Raw genomic sequence first — 15,968 nt, forward strand, 5'->3', positions numbered from 1 at the left:
TCACCGCCCAAGCAGCGAGAGGGCGAATTATACGCACCAAATCCAGGACGTCAACACCTTTACCTCCACATGATAAAAAAAGACCCGGCAACACCGGGTCCAGGTACTTCTGTATGGAGGAGCGGGCACTGCCGCCCCGCCTTGTTACTTATTGTTGGCGTACATGAATTGCTCAAGGCTGGCCTCGGTGAGGCTGAACCAGGTGTGCTGGGTTTTGCGGTACTTGTCCCATTCGGTGAAGATCTTCTTCCACGCCGGGTTCTTACCCGCCTCTTCATGGTAAAGCTCGAATGCCGACTTGCGGGCGGCGGCCATCACGTCGTTGGGGTAGCGGCGAACCTTCACGCCCTGGCTGATCAGCTTGGCCAGCGCGATCGGGTTCTTATGGTCGTACTCGGCCTGCATGATGATGTTGGCCTCGTAGGCAGCCGCCTGGAAGGCTTCCTGGTAGACCTTGGGCAGTTTGTCCCATTCCTTCTTGTTAACGAAGAAGTGGATCGTGGGACCCGGCTCCCACCAGCCCGGGTAGTAATAGTTCTTGGCGACCTTGTAGAAGCCGAGCTTTTCGTCGTCGTAGGGACCGACCCACTCCGCCGCATCGATGGTGCCCTTTTCCAGGGCCGGATAGATGTCGCCGCCGGCGATCTGCTGGGGGATCGCACCAAGGCGGGAGAAGACTTCGCCGCCCAGGCCGGCGATGCGGATCTTCAAGCCCTTCACGTCGGCCATGCCGTTCACTTCCTTGCGGAACCAGCCGCCCATCTGGGCACCGGTGTTGCCGCCGGCAAAGGAGACGACGTTGTAGTTGGCATAGAAGTCGTCCAGAAGCTTCTGGCCGCCGCCATAGTAAAGCCAGGCGTTCTGCTGCCGGGACGTCAGGCCGAAGGGCACCGAGGTGCCGAAGCCGAAGGTCTTGTCCTTGCCCACATAGTAATAGGAGCAAGTATGGCAGAGCTCGACGGTGCCCTGCTGGACGGCATCCAGAGCCTGGAGGCCCGGAACGATTTCGCCGGCGGCGAAGACCTGGACGGTGAACTTGCCTTCGGTGAGCTTCTTCAGCCGGTCGGCCAGCACGTCGGCGCCGCCGTAGATGGTGTCGAGGCTCTTCGGGAAGCTCGACGTCAGGCGCCACTTGATAGTGGGCAGGGAATCAGCGATGGCAGGTGCTGCCACGGTGGCGGCGGCACCGGCGGCGGCGCCAACGGTCGCTTTCTTCAGAAAGTCTCTACGTTGCATGGGTGGGTCTCCTCCTGGTGGGAACTGTTTCGTTTCCGGACATGCCGGCAAACGGGCTTTGCGGGCCGCGAATTGCCAAACATGCAATCGATTATATCGGCTTTCGTTTTGCGGAAAAGCCCATGAATAAACGATCTCCAGCAGGAGACACGCGCCGGATGAATCAATCCGTAACGCGTTTCACCGCAAACCCAGCCTAGGCGCCCGCCACCGTCATCCGTTCGATCAGGATCGAGCCGCTCTGTTTCGAACCCCAGACGACCACATCTCTCCCAACCGAGACGATGCGCTGGAACATGTCGCGCAAGTTGCCGGCGATGGTGATCTCTTCCACCGGATGGACGATCTCGCCGTTTTCCACCCAATAGCCGGCCGCCCCGCGGGAATAATCGCCAGTCACGTAATTGACGCCGTGGCCGAGCAGTTCGGTGACCAGCAGGCCCCGACCCATCTGGCGGATCAGCCCCGGCAGATCGTGCTGGCCGGGCTGGATGATCAGGTTGTGGCTGCCCCCGGCGTTGCCGGTGGGGGCCAGGCCCAGCTTGCGGGCGGTATAGACCGACAGGAAGTAGCCGGACAGGATGCCGTCCTGGACCACCTCCCGGTCATGGGTCGGCAGGCCGTCGCTGTCGAACGGGCTGGAGGCCAGCCCCTTGGCCAGATGAGGGCGCTCGCTGATGCGGATGCCCGGGGCAAAGACCCGATGCCCCAGCTTGTCGAGCAGGAACGACGACTTGCGGTACAGGCTGCCGCCGGAAGCCGCGTGGGTGAAGTTGCCGAGCAGCCCGCAGGCAAGGGGCGCCTCGAAGATCACCGGCACCTCGCAGGTCTTGACCTTGCGGGCCCCCAGGCGGGCCAGGGCGCGGCGGGCAGCATAGTCGCCGATTTCTTCCGGTGCCGGGAAGGCCTCCGGGTCCCGGTGGGTCGAATACCAGTCGTCCCGCTGCATGCCCGACTTGTCCTGGGCGATCACCGAGCAGGCGATGTAGTGGCGCGAGGTCGGGTAGCCGCCGACGAAACCCAGGCTGTTGGCGCTGGCGAACTGGCCTTCCTGGACCGACACCGTGGCCCCCTCGGAATTCTTCACCTGGCCGCTGACGGCAAACGCCGCCTGCTCGCAGCGCCGGGCCAGATCGGCGGCGGCATCCACGTCGAGGCGCCAGGGGTAATAGAGTTGCGGGTCGCCCCGGCCGTCCGCCAGCAACTCGGCTTCGGGCAGGCCGGCACACGGGTCCTCGGCGGTGAAGCGGGCGATGGCTAGCGCCGCCTCCACGGTCTGGCGGATCGCCGTCGGCGAGTAGTCGCTGGTCGAAGCGTAGCCCTTGCGGGTGCCGCAATACACCGTGACACCGATGCCCTTGTCGCGGTTGTGCTCCAGGGTTTCGACCTCACCGCAGCGCACCGTCACCGACTGGCCGAAGCCCTCGGAAATGTCGGCCTCGGCCGCGCTGGCGCCCCCCTTCATGGCCACCGCCACCACATCGGCGGCCAGGGTCTTCAGGTCGTCGAGGGAATGGGAGAAGCGGGACGAAGCCTCGCCCCGGGAAACCGGGCGGGCGGGAGAACGCAAGGAACGCTTGGCAGCCATAGGAATTCGGTCAGGTGAGGCAAAGTCGCTATCATAGCAGTCCACTTTTCCAACCCAGCGGGGCGCCGCCCCGCGGCCAGCCCCACCTCAGTTCATGACCACCCGCCGCCGTCACCACGACAATCCCCTGTTCGTCGATCTGGACGCCCCGGACGACGATTACGAAGAGCCGCGCCGCCGCGCCTCCCGCACCAAACGCAAGCTGGAGGTGGAAGCGCTCCAGGCCCTGGGCGTGCGCCTGGTCGAGCTGCCGGCCGACCGGCTGGCCAAGGTGGAGATGCCCGACGGCCTGCGCGACGCGCTGCGCGAAGCCCAGCGCATTACCGACTTCGAGGGCCGGCGCCGCCAGTTGCAGTACATTGGCCGGCTGATGCGCGACGCGGACCCGGAACCCCTACAGGCCGCCATCGACGCCTTCGACGGCGTCTCGGCGGTCGAGAATGCCAAGCTGCACCGCCTGGAGCGCCTGCGCAGCGAGATCCTGGAAAACGAGCGCGCCCTGGAAGACGTGCTGGCCGCCCACCCGGGCGCCGACATCCAGTACCTGCGCCAGTTGCGCCGCAACGCCCTCAAGGAGCGGGAGCTGAACAAACCGCCCAAGGCCTTCCGCACCCTCTTCCAGGTACTCAAGGAACTGGAGGCGGCAGCGAGCGTCCCACCGGCAGAAGAGGCGCAAGACGACCTCGACGCCCCCCTCTGATCCGGAGCACGCCATGGCCCAGCACCACCACTCCCCCCTCAAGATCGGCCTGGTGTCCGTCAGCGACAGGGCATCCAGCGGCGTCTACGAAGACAAGGGTATTCCGGCCCTGCGCGACTGGCTGGCCGCGGCCCTGATCACCCCCTTCGAAACCGAGGTGCGCCTGATCCCCGACGAGCGCTCAGAAATCGAGGAAGCCCTGATCGACCTGGCCGACCGCTCCGGCTGCCAGTTGGTGCTGACCACCGGCGGCACCGGCCCATCGCCCCGGGACGTGACCCCCGAGGCCACCCTGGCCGTGGGCGACAAGGAAATGCCCGGTTTCGGCGAACAGATGCGCCGGATCAGCCTGGAATTCGTGCCCACCGCCATCCTCTCCCGCCAGGTGGCGGTGATCCGCGGCCGCAGCCTGATCCTCAACCTGCCCGGTCAGCCCAAGTCGATCAAGGAAACCCTGGAAGGCTTGAAGGACGAATCGGGCAAGCCCGTGGTGCCCGGCATCTTCGCCGCCGTGCCTTACTGCATCGACCTGATCGGCGGCCCCTATATCGAAACCCGGGACGAGGTGGTCAAGGCCTTCCGCCCCAAGTCGGCGCAAAAACCGCCGGCCGCGTAACCGCGCCGCCGATCCTGGCGGCTTGAGCGATTCTCAAACGGATCAAGCCGCCCGGTGGGCCCGGTAGCGGACCACCGCGTAGCCCCGGCCGGCCTCGTCCCGGCCTACCGGCTCGAGCACCACCCGGGCGCCCTGGATGACGGTTTCCAGGGCCTCGCCATCGGCAAAGGCGCCGGCGCGAACGACGAAGCGCGCCTCGTTGCCCCGGCTGCCGTCGCGCAACCACAGTGCCGGTTCGGGCACCACCACGCCATAGTGTTTCCCCCCCAGGGGCCGCAGGGCCACGGGCTTGACGTTGCGGCTCAGGGTCTGGACCCCGACGCTGGCCACGGTGTCGCTCTCGCGGCGGAAGCGGCGCACCACTCCGAGCAGCCAGGCACCGCCCTCCTCGGGCAACATGCCGACCAGGCTTCCCGCGCGCAATCCATCGTCCCAGCCGGATACCGAGGCGCCGCAGCCCCCCAGGCTGATGTCCTCCACCACCCAACTGGCAGCCCGGTCGAGCACCTCGTCGCTGGCGCCGGAAAACACCTGGCTGCATGCATCCCACCCCACCACCACGGCCATCCGGGCATGGACCCGGTGGCGCTGCTGGGCGCGCAGGGGCGGCACCGGCGCCCAATGCATCGCCAAGTGGCGCAACACCGGCAGCAGCCGTTCCACCCCGTTACCCGGCCCCAGGTCCAGGGCCGGCGGCAGGCGCCCCTGCTCGGCCTGGGCGGTGAAGGACTGCAACGCGGCCAGGGCATCGCCCGGGGAAAAGAAGCGCAGGGTCGGCGCCGCCGCCGGCTCCTGGGCCAGGCGGGTAGGCGGCAAGGGCTGGGCCAAATCCACCCAGTAAACACTATCGGCTCCCGATTCGCGGACGAAGCGAAAATGGGGCCGGAACCAGGCCCCCAGCCGGTCGGCCAGATCGACCTCGGCCGGATTCAGCCCGTCGGTGGCCGAGGTCGCCAGGATCAGGATGCGCAGGTACTCGGCCAGGGGCGAGGTCGCGCCGCCGTCGCCGTCCAGGCGCACCTCGCGCATCGCCACATCCTCCCGCTCGGCGATGCCGTAGGCCCAGCCGAGACGGCGCCAGGCGTCGCCGCCGATAGCGCCGTAGCGGTAGCGGGCCCAGCGGATCGCCGCCCCCTGGGCCTTGAGCAGACGCACCACCAGGGCCGGCAGGTGGGCGGCCAGGGCGCCCATGCCGGGCTGGGCCCGGCCGGTTTCGAGGCGTAGCAGGCAGGATTCGTAGCGGGCTACCAGCAGCCCGCGGAAATCGATATTGAGCAAGGCCAGGCGCCGCTCCTCGCCCCGGGACAGGGAGGAAGCGCCCAGATAGTCATGGGCCAGCTTGGTCAGATGGGGGCGGGCCGCATCGTCCAGGGCGCAGAGCACGTCGAACAGGGCATCGGGGCGCCACGCCTGGCTGTCGGCCAGGGATTCGAGCCAGCCGGCCAGAGCATCCAGGGCCTTGAAGGGATTGCCCGTATCCACCGCGGTGAGGGCCAAGCGCAACCCCGCCGGATCGGCGAGGGGGTGGTCGGCGGCAATTGCAGCGGACAACTCGGGCATGGAAATCTCCGCCCCGGCGGGCCGGGGGTGGTCTGTCGGAACGGCTGTTGGCGGGCCCGGCTCGGGAGGCATGGCCGGGCAGGGTACAATCTTGCCATTCATTATAGTGTCGCCCCGATTCCAGCCGCATGAAACCCTATCTCGACCTGATGCGCCACGTGCTCGAGCACGGCCAGAAGAAAACCGACCGCACCGGCACCGGCACCCTGTCGGTGTTCGGCTGGCAGATGCGCTTCAACCTGGCCGACGGCTTTCCCGTGGTCACCACCAAGAAGCTGCACCTGCGCTCCATCATCCACGAACTGCTGTGGTTCATCCAGGGCGACACCAACATCCGCTACCTCAAGGACAACGGCGTCTCGATCTGGGACGACTGGGCCGACGAGAACGGCGAACTGGGCCCGGTCTACGGCAAGCAGTGGCGCCGCTGGGAAACCGCCGACGGCCGCACCGTGGACCAGCTCGGCCAGCTGGTCGAAGCGCTGAAGAAGAACCCCGACTCCCGCCGCCACCTGGTGTCGGCCTGGAACCCGGGAGAGGTGGACCGCATGGCCCTGCCCCCCTGCCACGCCCTGTTCCAGTTCTACGTCGCCCCGGGCGACCCGGAGGCTGCCGATCCGCGCCCCAAGCTGTCGTGCCAGCTCTACCAGCGCAGCGCCGACATCTTCCTCGGGGTGCCCTTCAACATTGCTTCCTACGCCCTGCTCACCCACATGGTGGCCCAGGTGTGCGACTACGGCGTGGGCGATTTCGTGCACACCCTAGGGGACGCCCACCTCTATTCCAACCACCTGGAGCAGGCGCGCCTGCAACTGTCCCGGGAGCCCCGGCCCCTGCCGACCTTGCACCTCAATCCGGAGGTGCGCGATCTGTTCGCCTTCCGCTTCGAGGACATCCGCCTCGACGGCTACGATCCGCATCCCCACATTCCCGCGCCGGTGGCGGTGTAACCGCCGCCCCGATCGACCACAACACTGACGACCACCATGCCCGCTCAGGACGTCTGCCTCCTCCCGATTACCCACACTGCGGCCTGGCAGGCCCTGTCCGCCCACCGCGACGCCCTGCACGGACGGCATCTGCGCGATTTCTTCGCCGCCGAGCCGGAGCGCTTTTCCGCCATGTCCCATTCCCTGGGCGACCTGCTGGTGGATTTTTCCAAGCAGCGTATCGACGCCCGGGGCATGGCCCTGCTCGCCGACCTGGCGAGGGCTGCCGACGTTGAAGGCTGGCGGACCCGGCTGTTCGCTGGCGAGACGATCAACGCCAGCGAAAAGCGCGCCGTGCTGCACCCGGCCCTGCGCCACCTGGACCCGACGCCCTTCCCTTCCGCCGCCCTCGACGTGATGCCGGAGGTACGCCAGGTGCGCGACCAGATGCGCGACTTCGCCGAACGGGTGCGTGCCGGGCTGTGGCGCGGTTATACCGGCGAGGCGATCCGCCACGTGGTCAACATCGGCATCGGCGGCTCGGACCTGGGGCCGAAGATGGCGGTGCGCGCCCTGTCCGCCTTCGAGCATCCGGGGCTGCACCTGCACTTCGTCTCCAACCTGGACGGGGCCCAGCTCGCCCCGCTGCTGGAGACCCTGGACCCGCGGGCGACCCTGTTCATCGTCGCCAGCAAGACCTTCTCCACCCAGGAAACCCTGATCAACGCTCAGACCGCCCGGGAATGGCTGCTCTCGGCGGTGGGCAATACCGCCCACCACCAGGCGGCCCTGGCCCGGCACTTCGTCGCCGTCACCGCCGAGCCCGCCCGGGCCGCCGAATTCGGCATTCCCGGCGACAACGTCTTCGCCTTCTGGGATTGGGTCGGCGGACGGTACTCCCTGTGGTCGGCGGTGGGCCTGTCGGTGGCCCTGTCCATCGGCATGGGCGGCTTCGAGCGCCTGCTCTCGGGCGCCGCCGCCATGGACGCCCATTTCCGCGAGGCGCCCCTGGAACGCAACCTGCCAGTGCTGATGGCCCTGCTCGGCATCTGGAACACCAACTTCCTCGGCGCCGAAACCTCGGCGGTGCTGCCTTACAACGAGTCCCTGCGTTCCCTGCCCGCCTACCTCCAACAGCTGGAAATGGAGAGCAACGGCAAGGCCGTCTCCCGGGAAGGGCTGCCCCTGCCCTGCCGCACCAATCCCATCGTCTGGGGCGAAATCGGCGTCAACGGCCAGCACGCCTTCTTCCAGTTGCTGCACCAGGGCGGCTGGCTAGTGCCCTGCGACTTCATCGCTGCCGCCTCCAGCGACTACCCCCTGCCCGGCCACCACGCCCCCTTGCTGGCCAACTGCCTGGCCCAGAGCGCGGCCCTGGCCTTCGGCCGCAACGAGGCCGAGGCCCGCCACGAACTGGAGGCCGAGGGCCTGTCGGAAGACGAAATCCATACTCTGCTGCCCTTCAAGGTGTTCCACGGCAACCAGCCTTCCACCACCCTGCTGCTGCCCCGGCTGGACGCTTTCCACCTGGGCGCCCTGGTGGCCCTCTACGAGCACAAGGTGTTCGTCCAGGGCGTGGTGTGGGGCATCAACTCCTTCGACCAATGGGGCGTGGAACTGGGCAAGCGGGTCGCCTCCCGGGTACTGCCGGTGCTCGAAGGCGCCCCCGCCGACGACCTGGACGCCTCGACCCGGGGCCTGGTGGCCTACTGCCAGCGCCACGGCCACCGTTAAGCATCCCGAGGCCCCGACCGCCGCCCCGCCACTGTCTTTTCCGCCACGACCATGACCACCACCCTGATCGCCGCCGTCGCCGCCAACGGCATCATCGGCCGCAACAACGCCCTGCCCTGGCACCTGCCGGAGGACCTGAAGCACTTCAAGGCCGCCACCCTGGGCCACCCGGTGGTGATGGGGCGGAAGACCTGGGAATCCCTGGGCCGGCCCCTGCCCGGCCGGGAGAACGTGGTGGTGACCCGGGACGGCGCCTACGCCGCCCCCGGCGCCACGGTGCGCACCAGCCTGGAAGCGGCCCTGGCCCACGCCGCCGCCGCCCCCGGGGGAGACGAGGTGTTCCTGATCGGCGGCGCCGAGCTGTACCGTCAGGCCCTGGCCCAGAACCTGGTGGACCGGCTGGTGCTCACCGAGGTGGATCTGGCGCCGGAAGGCGACGCCCGCTTCCCGGCCTGGGAGCGCGACCAGTGGCGCGAAACGGACCGGCAGGCCCACACCGGCGCCAACGGCACCGCCTACGCCTTCGTCACCTACGAGCGCATCTGAGCCGGGCACCGGCCCATCCTCGGGAAGCCGCCACACGGCAGACGCAGGGAAGGCGGGACAGGCCGCCCCCTTACTCACCCGAGACCGGACACAACGTCACTCGTGCAACTGCGTCCACCAAGTTCGCCGCTGCTCCCCATTCGCCCCCTGCCTCCCAGCCAGCCGCTGCGATGGCCGCCTCGCGGAAAGCCGCGTCAATCCTTGCTCCCCAGCTAGGCGCCACGGAACGCAAGCACTGGCACGGCGTTCCAAGCCTACCCTCTGAAAGTCCGCGCCGCGCCTAGGATTTGAGGCATCGCATTTTTCACAGGCCGCCGGATCGCCCCCTGTTCGTTCCCCGCCGCCGGCGCGGCACTGCCCGTACCGCTGCGATGGCAGCCTCGCGGAAAGCCGCATCAATACTTGCTCTCCAACTAGGCGCCCCGCAATGCGAGCACTGGCGCGGCGTTCCAGGCATACCCTCTGAAAGTCCTCGCCCCGCCTAGGGTTTGGGGCAACGCGTTTTGTGCACAACGCCGGCCCGGCCCAACGGGTCAGAGCAGGGCGTAGCGATCGCCCATCCCACGCCGCTGGCCCTGCCCCTGCCGCGCGCCGAGCCAAACTGCCCGGCGCCACTCTGTGCGCCCCGCCCGGACGCCGCTCAATCCGGCTGGAAGCGGTAGCCCACCCCGGTCTCGGTGAGGAAGTGGCGCGGCCGGGCCGAATCGGCCTCCAGCTTCTTGCGCAGGTTGCCCATGTAGATGCGCAGGTAGTGGCCGTCCTCGGCGTGGCTCGGCCCCCACACTTCGCGCAGCAGCTGGCGCTGGGTCACCACCTTGCCGGCATGGGCCACCAGTTGGGTGAGCAGGCGGTATTCGATGGGGGTCAGGTGCACCTCGTCGCCGCTCCGGGTAACACGCCGCGCGGCCAGGTCCAAGGTCACGTCACCAAAACAGACCAGGGGCTCGCCGCCGGCAATGCGGCCGCGGCGCAGCAGGGCTCGGCTGCGGGCGAGCAACTCGGCCACGCCGAAGGGCTTGGTCAGGTAATCGTCGGCACCGGCGTCCAGGGCCGCCACCTTGTCCGCCTCCTGGCTGCGCGCCGACAGCACCAGCACCGGGGTAGCGGACCAGGCGCGCAACTCCTTGATCAGGGTCACCCCATCGCCGTCGGGCAGGCCCAGGTCGAGGATCACCAGGTCCGGCTTGCGCGTGCCGGCGTCGATCAGGCCCTGGCGCACCGTCTCGGCTTCGTGCACCTCGCAGCCGCCCTCTTCCAGGGCGGTGCGCACGAAGCGGCGGATGGTCTTTTCGTCTTCGACGAGGAGAACGACGGGAGTACTCATCAGGGCAATTCCATGGGCGGGGGAAGGAGCGCAGGGGTGACGCCAGCACCGGCTTCGGTTTCGGCTTCGCTCTCGTCGAGGCGCGGCGGCGTACCCAGGGGCAGGGCGAAGACGAAGCGGGCGCCGCCGGAGACTGCCTCTTCGCCGCCTTCCGGGGCGGGCAGGGTTTTATTTTCCGCCCAGATGCGCCCGCCGTGGGCTTCGACGATGGCCCGGCAGATGGCCAGGCCGAGGCCGACCCCGGGCACGTTGGATTCGGCGCGGCCGCGGCTGAACTTGGCGAACACCAGCTCCTCGGCCCCCGGCGCCAACCCGGGACCGTCGTCGCTGACCGCCACCTGGAGTTGCCGCCCCGCCACCCCGCCATCCACCACCTGGGCATTCACGGTCAGGGTGCTGCCCGGCGGGGTGTATTTGGCGCCGTTTTCCAGCAGGTTGCACAGCACCCGCTCGACCAGCACGCCGTCGCATTCCACCAGGGGAAGATCCGCCGGCAGATCGGTGACCACCCGGTGCCCGGCCAGGGCGTTCTCCCGGGCGGCCAGGGCGCTGCCGAGCAGTTCCTCCACGGCGTGCCACTGGCGGTTGAGTTGGACCTGGCCGGATTCGAGCCGGGCCATGTCGAGCAGGTTGTTTACCAGGGCGTTCATGCGCAGGGCCTCGTCGCGCAGGCTGGACGCCAGTTCCCGCTGGCGCGGGGTGAGGGACGCCCCTTCGCCGCCCTGGCCGGTGAGGGCCAGAGCCTCGGCGGTGCCCACCAGGGAGGTGAGCGGGGTGCGCAGGTCGTGGGAAAGGGCCGACAGCAGGGAGTTGCGCAGCCGTTCCGACTCCATGCTGACCAGGGCGTCCTGGGCCACGGCGATGTAATGGACCCGTTCCAGGGCGATGGCCACCAGGGCCGCCAGGGTTTCCAGCTGGCGCCGCTCCTCGGGAATCAGCAGCAGGCGCGCGCTTCCCGGCGGCGGCTCCAGGGCGAGCACCCCCCGGGTGCGCATGGGGGCCTTGAGGGGCAGGTAGAGGCGAGGCGCCGACGGCAGGGTATCGGTGCCCATGCCCGCCGGCAGGCCCTTGGCGAACACCCATTCGGCGATGCCCGGGTCCAGGCTGGCATCGTCCCCCAGGGCCAACCGGTCGGTGGCGTCCGGCAACAGCAGCCGGGCCGAGGCGCCGAAGGAGGCACGCACCGCCCGGTCGCAGATCTCGATGATCTGCTCGGGGGCGAAGGCCCCGGCCAGTTCCCGGGCGAGTTCGAACAGGGCCCGGGAACGCAGCTCGCGTCGGGCCGAAGCCGCCGCCTGGAAGCGCAGGTTGGCGGTGAGCTGGCCGGTGACCAGCCCCACCAGCAGCATCACCGCGAAGGTGAGCAGGTACTGGGCGTCGGTGACGGCGAAGGAATAGATGGGCGGGACGCAGAAGAAATCGTAGAACCCCACCGACAGTACCGCCGCCAGCACAGCCGGCCCCCGGCCGAACTTCATCGCTGCCACCAGCACGGTGAGCAGGAACAGCATGACGATGTTGGCCAGGTCCAGGTAGGGCAGCAGGGGGGTGGCGATGGCCGTGGTCAGGGCGCACAGCCCGGCGGTGGCCAGGTAGGGCAGGTAGGCCTGCATACCGTGGGGGCCAGCGCCGACCGCCTCGTCCTCGTCCAGGGGGCCGCGGCCGCGGATGCGCTGGTCGGCGTCGCTGCGCGGCACTTCGAGCACGTCCAGGTCGTCGCCGCGCCGGGCCAGGCGGCCGGCCATGGGCGGGCGCAGCAGGCCGGCCAGCCAGCCCCAGGGGCGGGCGGAGCGTTCCGCCCGGGGTGAGCGCCCCACCACCACCTTGGCCAGGTTGTGGCGTCGGGCGTAATCCACCAGGGCCGCGGCGGCGTCCTGGCCGGGCAGGGTGGCGGTCTGGGCGCCCAGTTCCTGGGCCAGGGCCAGCACCGCCAGAATTCGCGCCCGCTCCCGCTCGCCGAGGCGTTGCAGGCGCGGCGTCTCCACGTACACCGCGTGCCATGGCACTTCCAGCCGGGCCGCCAGGCGGGCGGCGGTGCGCACCACCTTTTCGTCCCCCGGGGCAGGGCCCACCGCCACCAACAGGGAATCCCGGGTGCGCCACACCGTTTCCACCGACTGGTCGCGGCGCCAGGCGCGCATCTCCCCGTCCACCCGGTCGGCGGTGCGGCGCAGGGCCAGTTCGCGCAGGGCAATCAGGTTGCCCTTGCGGAAGAAGTTCTGGATCGCCCGCTCGGCCTGGCGGGGCAGGTACACCTTGCCTTCCTGCAAGCGCTTGAGCAGTTCGTCCGGCGGCAGGTCCACCAGCACCACCTCGTCGGCCTGGTCGAACACCCGGTCGGGCACCGTCTCCCACACCCGCACCCCGGTGATGCCGCCGACCACGTCGTTGAGGGATTCCAGGTGCTGCACGTTCACCGTGGTGAACACGTCGATGCCGGCGGCGAGCAATTCCTCCACGTCCTGCCAGCGCTTCTGGTGGCGCGAGCCCGGGGCGTTGGTGTGGGCCAGCTCGTCCATCAGGATCAGGGCGGGATGGCGCTCCAGGGCGCCGTCCAGGTCGAACTCGCGCAGGCGATGGCCCCGGTAGTCCTGCTCCCGGGGCGGCAGCACCGGCAAGCCGTCGAGCAGGGCGGCGGTTTCACCACGGCCGTGGGTTTCCACCACCCCCACCAGCACATCCTGGCCCTGCTCGCGCAGCGCCCGGGCCGTGGCCAGCATGGCGTAGGTCTTGCCGACGCCGGCATTGGCGCCGAAGAAGACCTTGAGCTTGCCCCGGGCGGCCTGGGCATCGGCCTGCTGGAGCTGTTCGAGCAGGGCGTCGGGGTCGGGGCGTGCAGAGGGATCGGCCATGGGTGGAGTATGAAGGATCAAGTCTTGTTGAGTTACCCCCGGCCGGCCAACCTGACCAAGGCGGCCAAGGAGCGGCGGCCGGGCGGCGGCGCCGCGAGGCGGCCCGGGGATGGCGGGGCTTGCGCCCCCGCCGGGTCAGCGGTGCAGGGCGTCGAGGGCCAGGTTGAGCTGGAGCACGTTCACCCGGGGCTCGCCGAGCAGCCCCCAGGTGCGCCCTTCGGTATGGCGCTCGATCAGGGCCTCCACCTCGCTCTGACCGAGGCCCCGGACCCGGGCCACCCGGGCGGCCTGGTAGAGGGCCGCCTCCGGCGAGATATGCGGGTCCAGGCCGCTGCCCGAGGCGGTCACCAGGTCTTGGGGAATGGGGGCGTTGTTGCCCGGATCAGCGGCCTTGAGCGCCGCCACCCGGGCGGCTACGGCCTCGACCTGGGCCGGGTTGGTGGGCCCCAGGTTGCTGCCGCCGGAGGCCAGGGCGTTGTCCGGCTGGGGCGCGGTGGCCGAGGGCCGGCCCCAGAAGTAGCGGGGCGAGGAGAAGGGCTGGCCGATCAGGGCCGAACCCACAGCCTTGCCGTCCTTGGCCGCGATCAGGCTGCCGTGGGCCTGGTAGGGGAAGGCCACCGCGGCGATGCCGGTGACCGCCAGGGGATAGGCCAGGCCGGTTAGGGCCGAGAGCAGCACGAAGAGGGACAGGGCGGGCCGCCATAGGCCGGCGGTTTCCCGGGGGGCGGAGGTCTGGGCCGCGCCGGCGGCCGGGGTGAGGGTGGGCGAATTCATGGCCGACTCCGGATTAGGCGAACAGGTTGAGGATGGGGCCGAGCAGCAGGTCGATCAGCTTGATGCCGATGAAGGGCACGATCAGGCCGCCGACGCCGTAGATGAGCAGGTTGCGCTTGAGCAGCGCCGCCGCCCCCAGGGCGCGGTAGTGGACGCCCTTCAAGGCCAGGGGGATCAGGGCGACGATGACCAGGGCGTTGAAGATGACCGCCGAGAGGATGGCCGAGGTGGGGCTGTTGAGGCGCATCACGTCGAGGGTGGCCAGTTGGGGATAGGTGGTAGCGAAGGCCGCCGGGATGATGGCGAAGTACTTGGCCACGTCGTTGGCCACCGAGAAGGTGGTGAGCGCCCCCCGGGTCATCAGCATCTGCTTGCCGATCTCGACGATCTCGATCAGCTTGGTCGGATTGGAGTCCAGGTCCACCATGTTGCCGGCTTCCTTGGCAGCCTGGGTGCCGGTGTTCATGGCCACCGCCACGTCCGCCTGGGCCAGGGCCGGGGCGTCGTTGGTGCCGTCGCCGGTCATGGCCACCAGGCGGCCCTCGCCCTGGGTCTGGCGGATCAGGGCCAGCTTGGCTTCGGGCGTGGCTTCGGCGAGGAAGTCGTCCACCCCGGCCTCGGCGGCGATGGCGGCGGCGGTGAGCCGGTTGTCGCCGGTGATCATCACCGTCTTGATGCCCATGCGGCGCAGCTCGGCGAAGCGCTCCTTGATGCCGCCCTTGACGATGTCCTTGAGGGCGACCACCCCCAGTACCTTGACGTCGTCGCTCACCACCAGGGGCGTGCCACCGCTACGGGCCACCTCGTCCACCTGGCGCTGCACCCCGGCGGGGAAAGCGGCTCCCTGGGATTCGACGTGGCGGCGGATGGCGTCCGCCGCGCCCTTGCGCAGTTGGCGGGGCTTTTCTAGGTTGCCCAGGTTGACGCCACTCATGCGGGTCTGGGCGGTGAAGGGGACGAAGCTCGCTTCCAGGGCGTGCAGGTCCCGCTCGCGCAGGTTGAAGCGCTCCTTGGCCAGCACCACGATGGAACGCCCTTCCGGCGTCTCGTCGGCCAGGGAGGCCAGTTGCGCCACATCCGCCAACTCCCGCTCGGTGACGCCCTCGGCGGGCACGAAGGCCGAGGCCTGGCGGTTGCCCAGGGTGATGGTGCCGGTCTTGTCGAGCAGCAGCACGTCTACGTCGCCGGCGGCTTCCACCGCCCGGCCCGAGGTGGCGATCACGTTGGCCTGCATCATGCGGCTCATGCCGGCCACGCCCACGGCCGAGAGCAGGCCGCCGATGGTGGTGGGGATCAGGCAGACCAGCAGGGCCACCAGCACGGTCACCGTCACTGGCGAGCCCAGGCCGGCGGCCGCCACCGAGAACAGGGAGAAGGGCAGCAGGGTGGCCACCGCCAGCAGGAAGACCAGGGTCAGGGCCACCAGCAGGATGGTCAGGGCGATCTCGTTGGGGGTCTTCTGCCGCTTGGCGCCTTCGACCATGGCGATCATGCGGTCGAGGAAGGCTTCGCCCGGGTTGGTGGTGACGCGCACCACCAGCCAGTCGGACAGCACCCGGGTGCCGCCAGTGACGGCCGAGAAATCCCCGCCGGATTCCCGGATCACCGGGGCCGACTCACCGGTGATGGCCGACTCGTCCACCGAGGCCACACCTTCGATCACCTCGCCGTCGGCGGGCACGAATTCGCCGGCGGTGACCAGCACCACGTCGCCGCGGCGCAGGTCCTCGGCGGGCACAGTGTAGGTGGCGGCACCGAACTGGGGCTTTTGCAACTTCTTCGCCCAGGTGGTCTTCTTGAGCCCCTTCAGGGCGGCGGCCTGGGCCTGGCTGCGGCCTTCGGCCAGGCTCTCGGCGAAGTTGGCGAAGAGCACGGTGAACCACAGCCACAGGGACACGGCGAGGATGAAGCCGGCCGGGGCCTCACCCTCACCGGTGATGGCCTGGGCAAACAGCAGGGAAGTGAGGATGCTGCCGACGTAGACCACGAACATCACCGGGTTTTTCATCTGCACCCGGGGCGACAGCTTGGCGAAGGCGCCCTTGATCGCCGGGCCGAGCAGGGCGCGGTCGAACAGGGGCAGCGGAGCGGAATGTTTCATGTGGGTTC

The 15,968-nt window shown here is 69.2% G+C and carries 12 protein-coding genes; 5 read left to right on the forward strand and 7 right to left on the reverse strand.

Annotation, left to right across the window (positions count from 1 at the left end; genetic code table 11):
* Window positions 1-144: 144 nt before the first annotated feature.
* Both V7Z98_RS08640 and pmbA read right to left on the reverse strand, forming a co-directional pair.
* Window positions 145-1,236 (reverse strand): TRAP transporter substrate-binding protein, encoded by a 1,092-nt coding sequence (locus V7Z98_RS08640; RefSeq protein ID WP_293266207.1) that lies wholly within the window; start codon window positions 1,234-1,236, stop codon window positions 145-147.
* Between the two features lie 196 nt (window positions 1,237-1,432).
* Entirely contained in the window at window positions 1,433-2,824 is a 1,392-nt protein-coding gene (gene pmbA, locus V7Z98_RS08645; protein WP_334157684.1) for a metalloprotease PmbA, read from the reverse strand.
* Window positions 2,825-2,918: 94 nt separating this feature from the next.
* Here pmbA and yjgA point away from each other — a divergent pair, with 94 nt between their 5' ends.
* Entirely contained in the window at window positions 2,919-3,524 is a 606-nt protein-coding gene (yjgA, locus tag V7Z98_RS08650) for a ribosome biogenesis factor YjgA (protein ID WP_334157685.1), read from the forward strand.
* A gap of 13 nt (window positions 3,525-3,537) precedes the next feature.
* Window positions 3,538-4,140, forward strand: a complete 603-nt coding sequence (gene mog / locus V7Z98_RS08655) for a molybdopterin adenylyltransferase (RefSeq protein ID WP_334157686.1) — start codon at window positions 3,538-3,540, stop codon at window positions 4,138-4,140.
* A 42-nt stretch (window positions 4,141-4,182) separates the two neighbouring features.
* On the opposite strand, the gene V7Z98_RS08660 is transcribed toward mog, so the two are convergent.
* Window positions 4,183-5,700, reverse strand: a complete 1,518-nt coding sequence (locus V7Z98_RS08660; RefSeq protein WP_334157687.1) for a hypothetical protein — start codon at window positions 5,698-5,700, stop codon at window positions 4,183-4,185.
* Between the two features lie 128 nt (window positions 5,701-5,828).
* On the opposite strand from V7Z98_RS08660, the gene V7Z98_RS08665 reads away from it, so the two are divergent.
* The 3 genes from V7Z98_RS08665 to V7Z98_RS08675 are packed head-to-tail and all read left to right on the forward strand — an operon-like array spanning window position 5,829 to window position 8,909.
* Window positions 5,829-6,650: a thymidylate synthase gene (locus tag V7Z98_RS08665; RefSeq protein WP_293266197.1), complete on the forward strand. Its 822-nt coding sequence runs from the start codon at window positions 5,829-5,831 to the stop codon at window positions 6,648-6,650.
* A 36-nt stretch (window positions 6,651-6,686) separates the two neighbouring features.
* Window positions 6,687-8,363: a glucose-6-phosphate isomerase gene (gene pgi / locus V7Z98_RS08670; protein WP_334157688.1), complete on the forward strand. Its 1,677-nt coding sequence runs from the start codon at window positions 6,687-6,689 to the stop codon at window positions 8,361-8,363.
* 51 nt (window positions 8,364-8,414) lie between these two features.
* Window positions 8,415-8,909, forward strand: a complete 495-nt coding sequence (locus V7Z98_RS08675; RefSeq protein WP_334157689.1) for a dihydrofolate reductase — start codon at window positions 8,415-8,417, stop codon at window positions 8,907-8,909.
* A 640-nt stretch (window positions 8,910-9,549) separates the two neighbouring features.
* On the opposite strand, the gene kdpE is transcribed toward V7Z98_RS08675, so the two are convergent.
* The 4 genes from kdpE to kdpB all read right to left on the reverse strand — a co-directional run bounded on the left by kdpE (window position 9,550) and on the right by kdpB (window position 15,960).
* On the reverse strand, window positions 9,550-10,233 hold the full coding sequence (kdpE, locus tag V7Z98_RS08680; RefSeq protein WP_293266191.1) for a two-component system response regulator KdpE: 684 nt from the start codon (window positions 10,231-10,233) through the stop codon (window positions 9,550-9,552).
* The gene (gene kdpD, locus V7Z98_RS08685) at window positions 10,233-13,085 is read right to left on the reverse strand and encodes a two-component system sensor histidine kinase KdpD (RefSeq protein WP_334157690.1); all 2,853 of its coding nucleotides are present in this window, start codon (window positions 13,083-13,085) and stop codon (window positions 10,233-10,235) included. Before kdpD ends, kdpE begins: the two co-directional genes overlap by 1 nt.
* A 135-nt stretch (window positions 13,086-13,220) precedes the next feature.
* Entirely contained in the window at window positions 13,221-13,859 is a 639-nt protein-coding gene (gene kdpC / locus V7Z98_RS08690; RefSeq protein WP_293266187.1) for a potassium-transporting ATPase subunit KdpC, read from the reverse strand.
* Window positions 13,860-13,872: 13 nt separating this feature from the next.
* A complete protein-coding gene (kdpB, locus tag V7Z98_RS08695; RefSeq protein WP_334157691.1) occupies window positions 13,873-15,960 on the reverse strand; it encodes a potassium-transporting ATPase subunit KdpB in 2,088 nt (695 codons plus the stop codon).
* Window positions 15,961-15,968: the final 8 nt, after the last annotated feature.

It is taken from the genome of Oryzomicrobium sp., from assembly GCF_036820405.1.
GTDB lineage: Bacteria > Pseudomonadota > Gammaproteobacteria > Burkholderiales > Rhodocyclaceae > Oryzomicrobium.

Bases quoted from the DNA above. Each gene is read 5' to 3' on its own strand.
- V7Z98_RS08640 (WP_293266207.1), bottom strand. From the start codon at position 1,236: ATGCAACGTAGAGACTTTCTGAAGAAAGCGACCGTTGGCGCCGCCGCC.
- pmbA (WP_334157684.1), bottom strand. From the start codon at position 2,824: ATGGCTGCCAAGCGTTCCTTGCGTTCTCCCGCCCGCCCGGTTTCCCGG.
- yjgA (WP_334157685.1), top strand. From the start codon at position 2,919: ATGACCACCCGCCGCCGTCACCACGACAATCCCCTGTTCGTCGATCTG.
- mog (WP_334157686.1), top strand. From the start codon at position 3,538: ATGGCCCAGCACCACCACTCCCCCCTCAAGATCGGCCTGGTGTCCGTC.
- V7Z98_RS08660 (WP_334157687.1), bottom strand. From the start codon at position 5,700: ATGCCCGAGTTGTCCGCTGCAATTGCCGCCGACCACCCCCTCGCCGAT.
- V7Z98_RS08665 (WP_293266197.1), top strand. From the start codon at position 5,829: ATGAAACCCTATCTCGACCTGATGCGCCACGTGCTCGAGCACGGCCAG.
- pgi (WP_334157688.1), top strand. From the start codon at position 6,687: ATGCCCGCTCAGGACGTCTGCCTCCTCCCGATTACCCACACTGCGGCC.
- V7Z98_RS08675 (WP_334157689.1), top strand. From the start codon at position 8,415: ATGACCACCACCCTGATCGCCGCCGTCGCCGCCAACGGCATCATCGGC.
- kdpE (WP_293266191.1), bottom strand. From the start codon at position 10,233: ATGAGTACTCCCGTCGTTCTCCTCGTCGAAGACGAAAAGACCATCCGC.
- kdpD (WP_334157690.1), bottom strand. From the start codon at position 13,085: ATGGCCGATCCCTCTGCACGCCCCGACCCCGACGCCCTGCTCGAACAG.
- kdpC (WP_293266187.1), bottom strand. From the start codon at position 13,859: ATGAATTCGCCCACCCTCACCCCGGCCGCCGGCGCGGCCCAGACCTCC.
- kdpB (WP_334157691.1), bottom strand. From the start codon at position 15,960: ATGAAACATTCCGCTCCGCTGCCCCTGTTCGACCGCGCCCTGCTCGGC.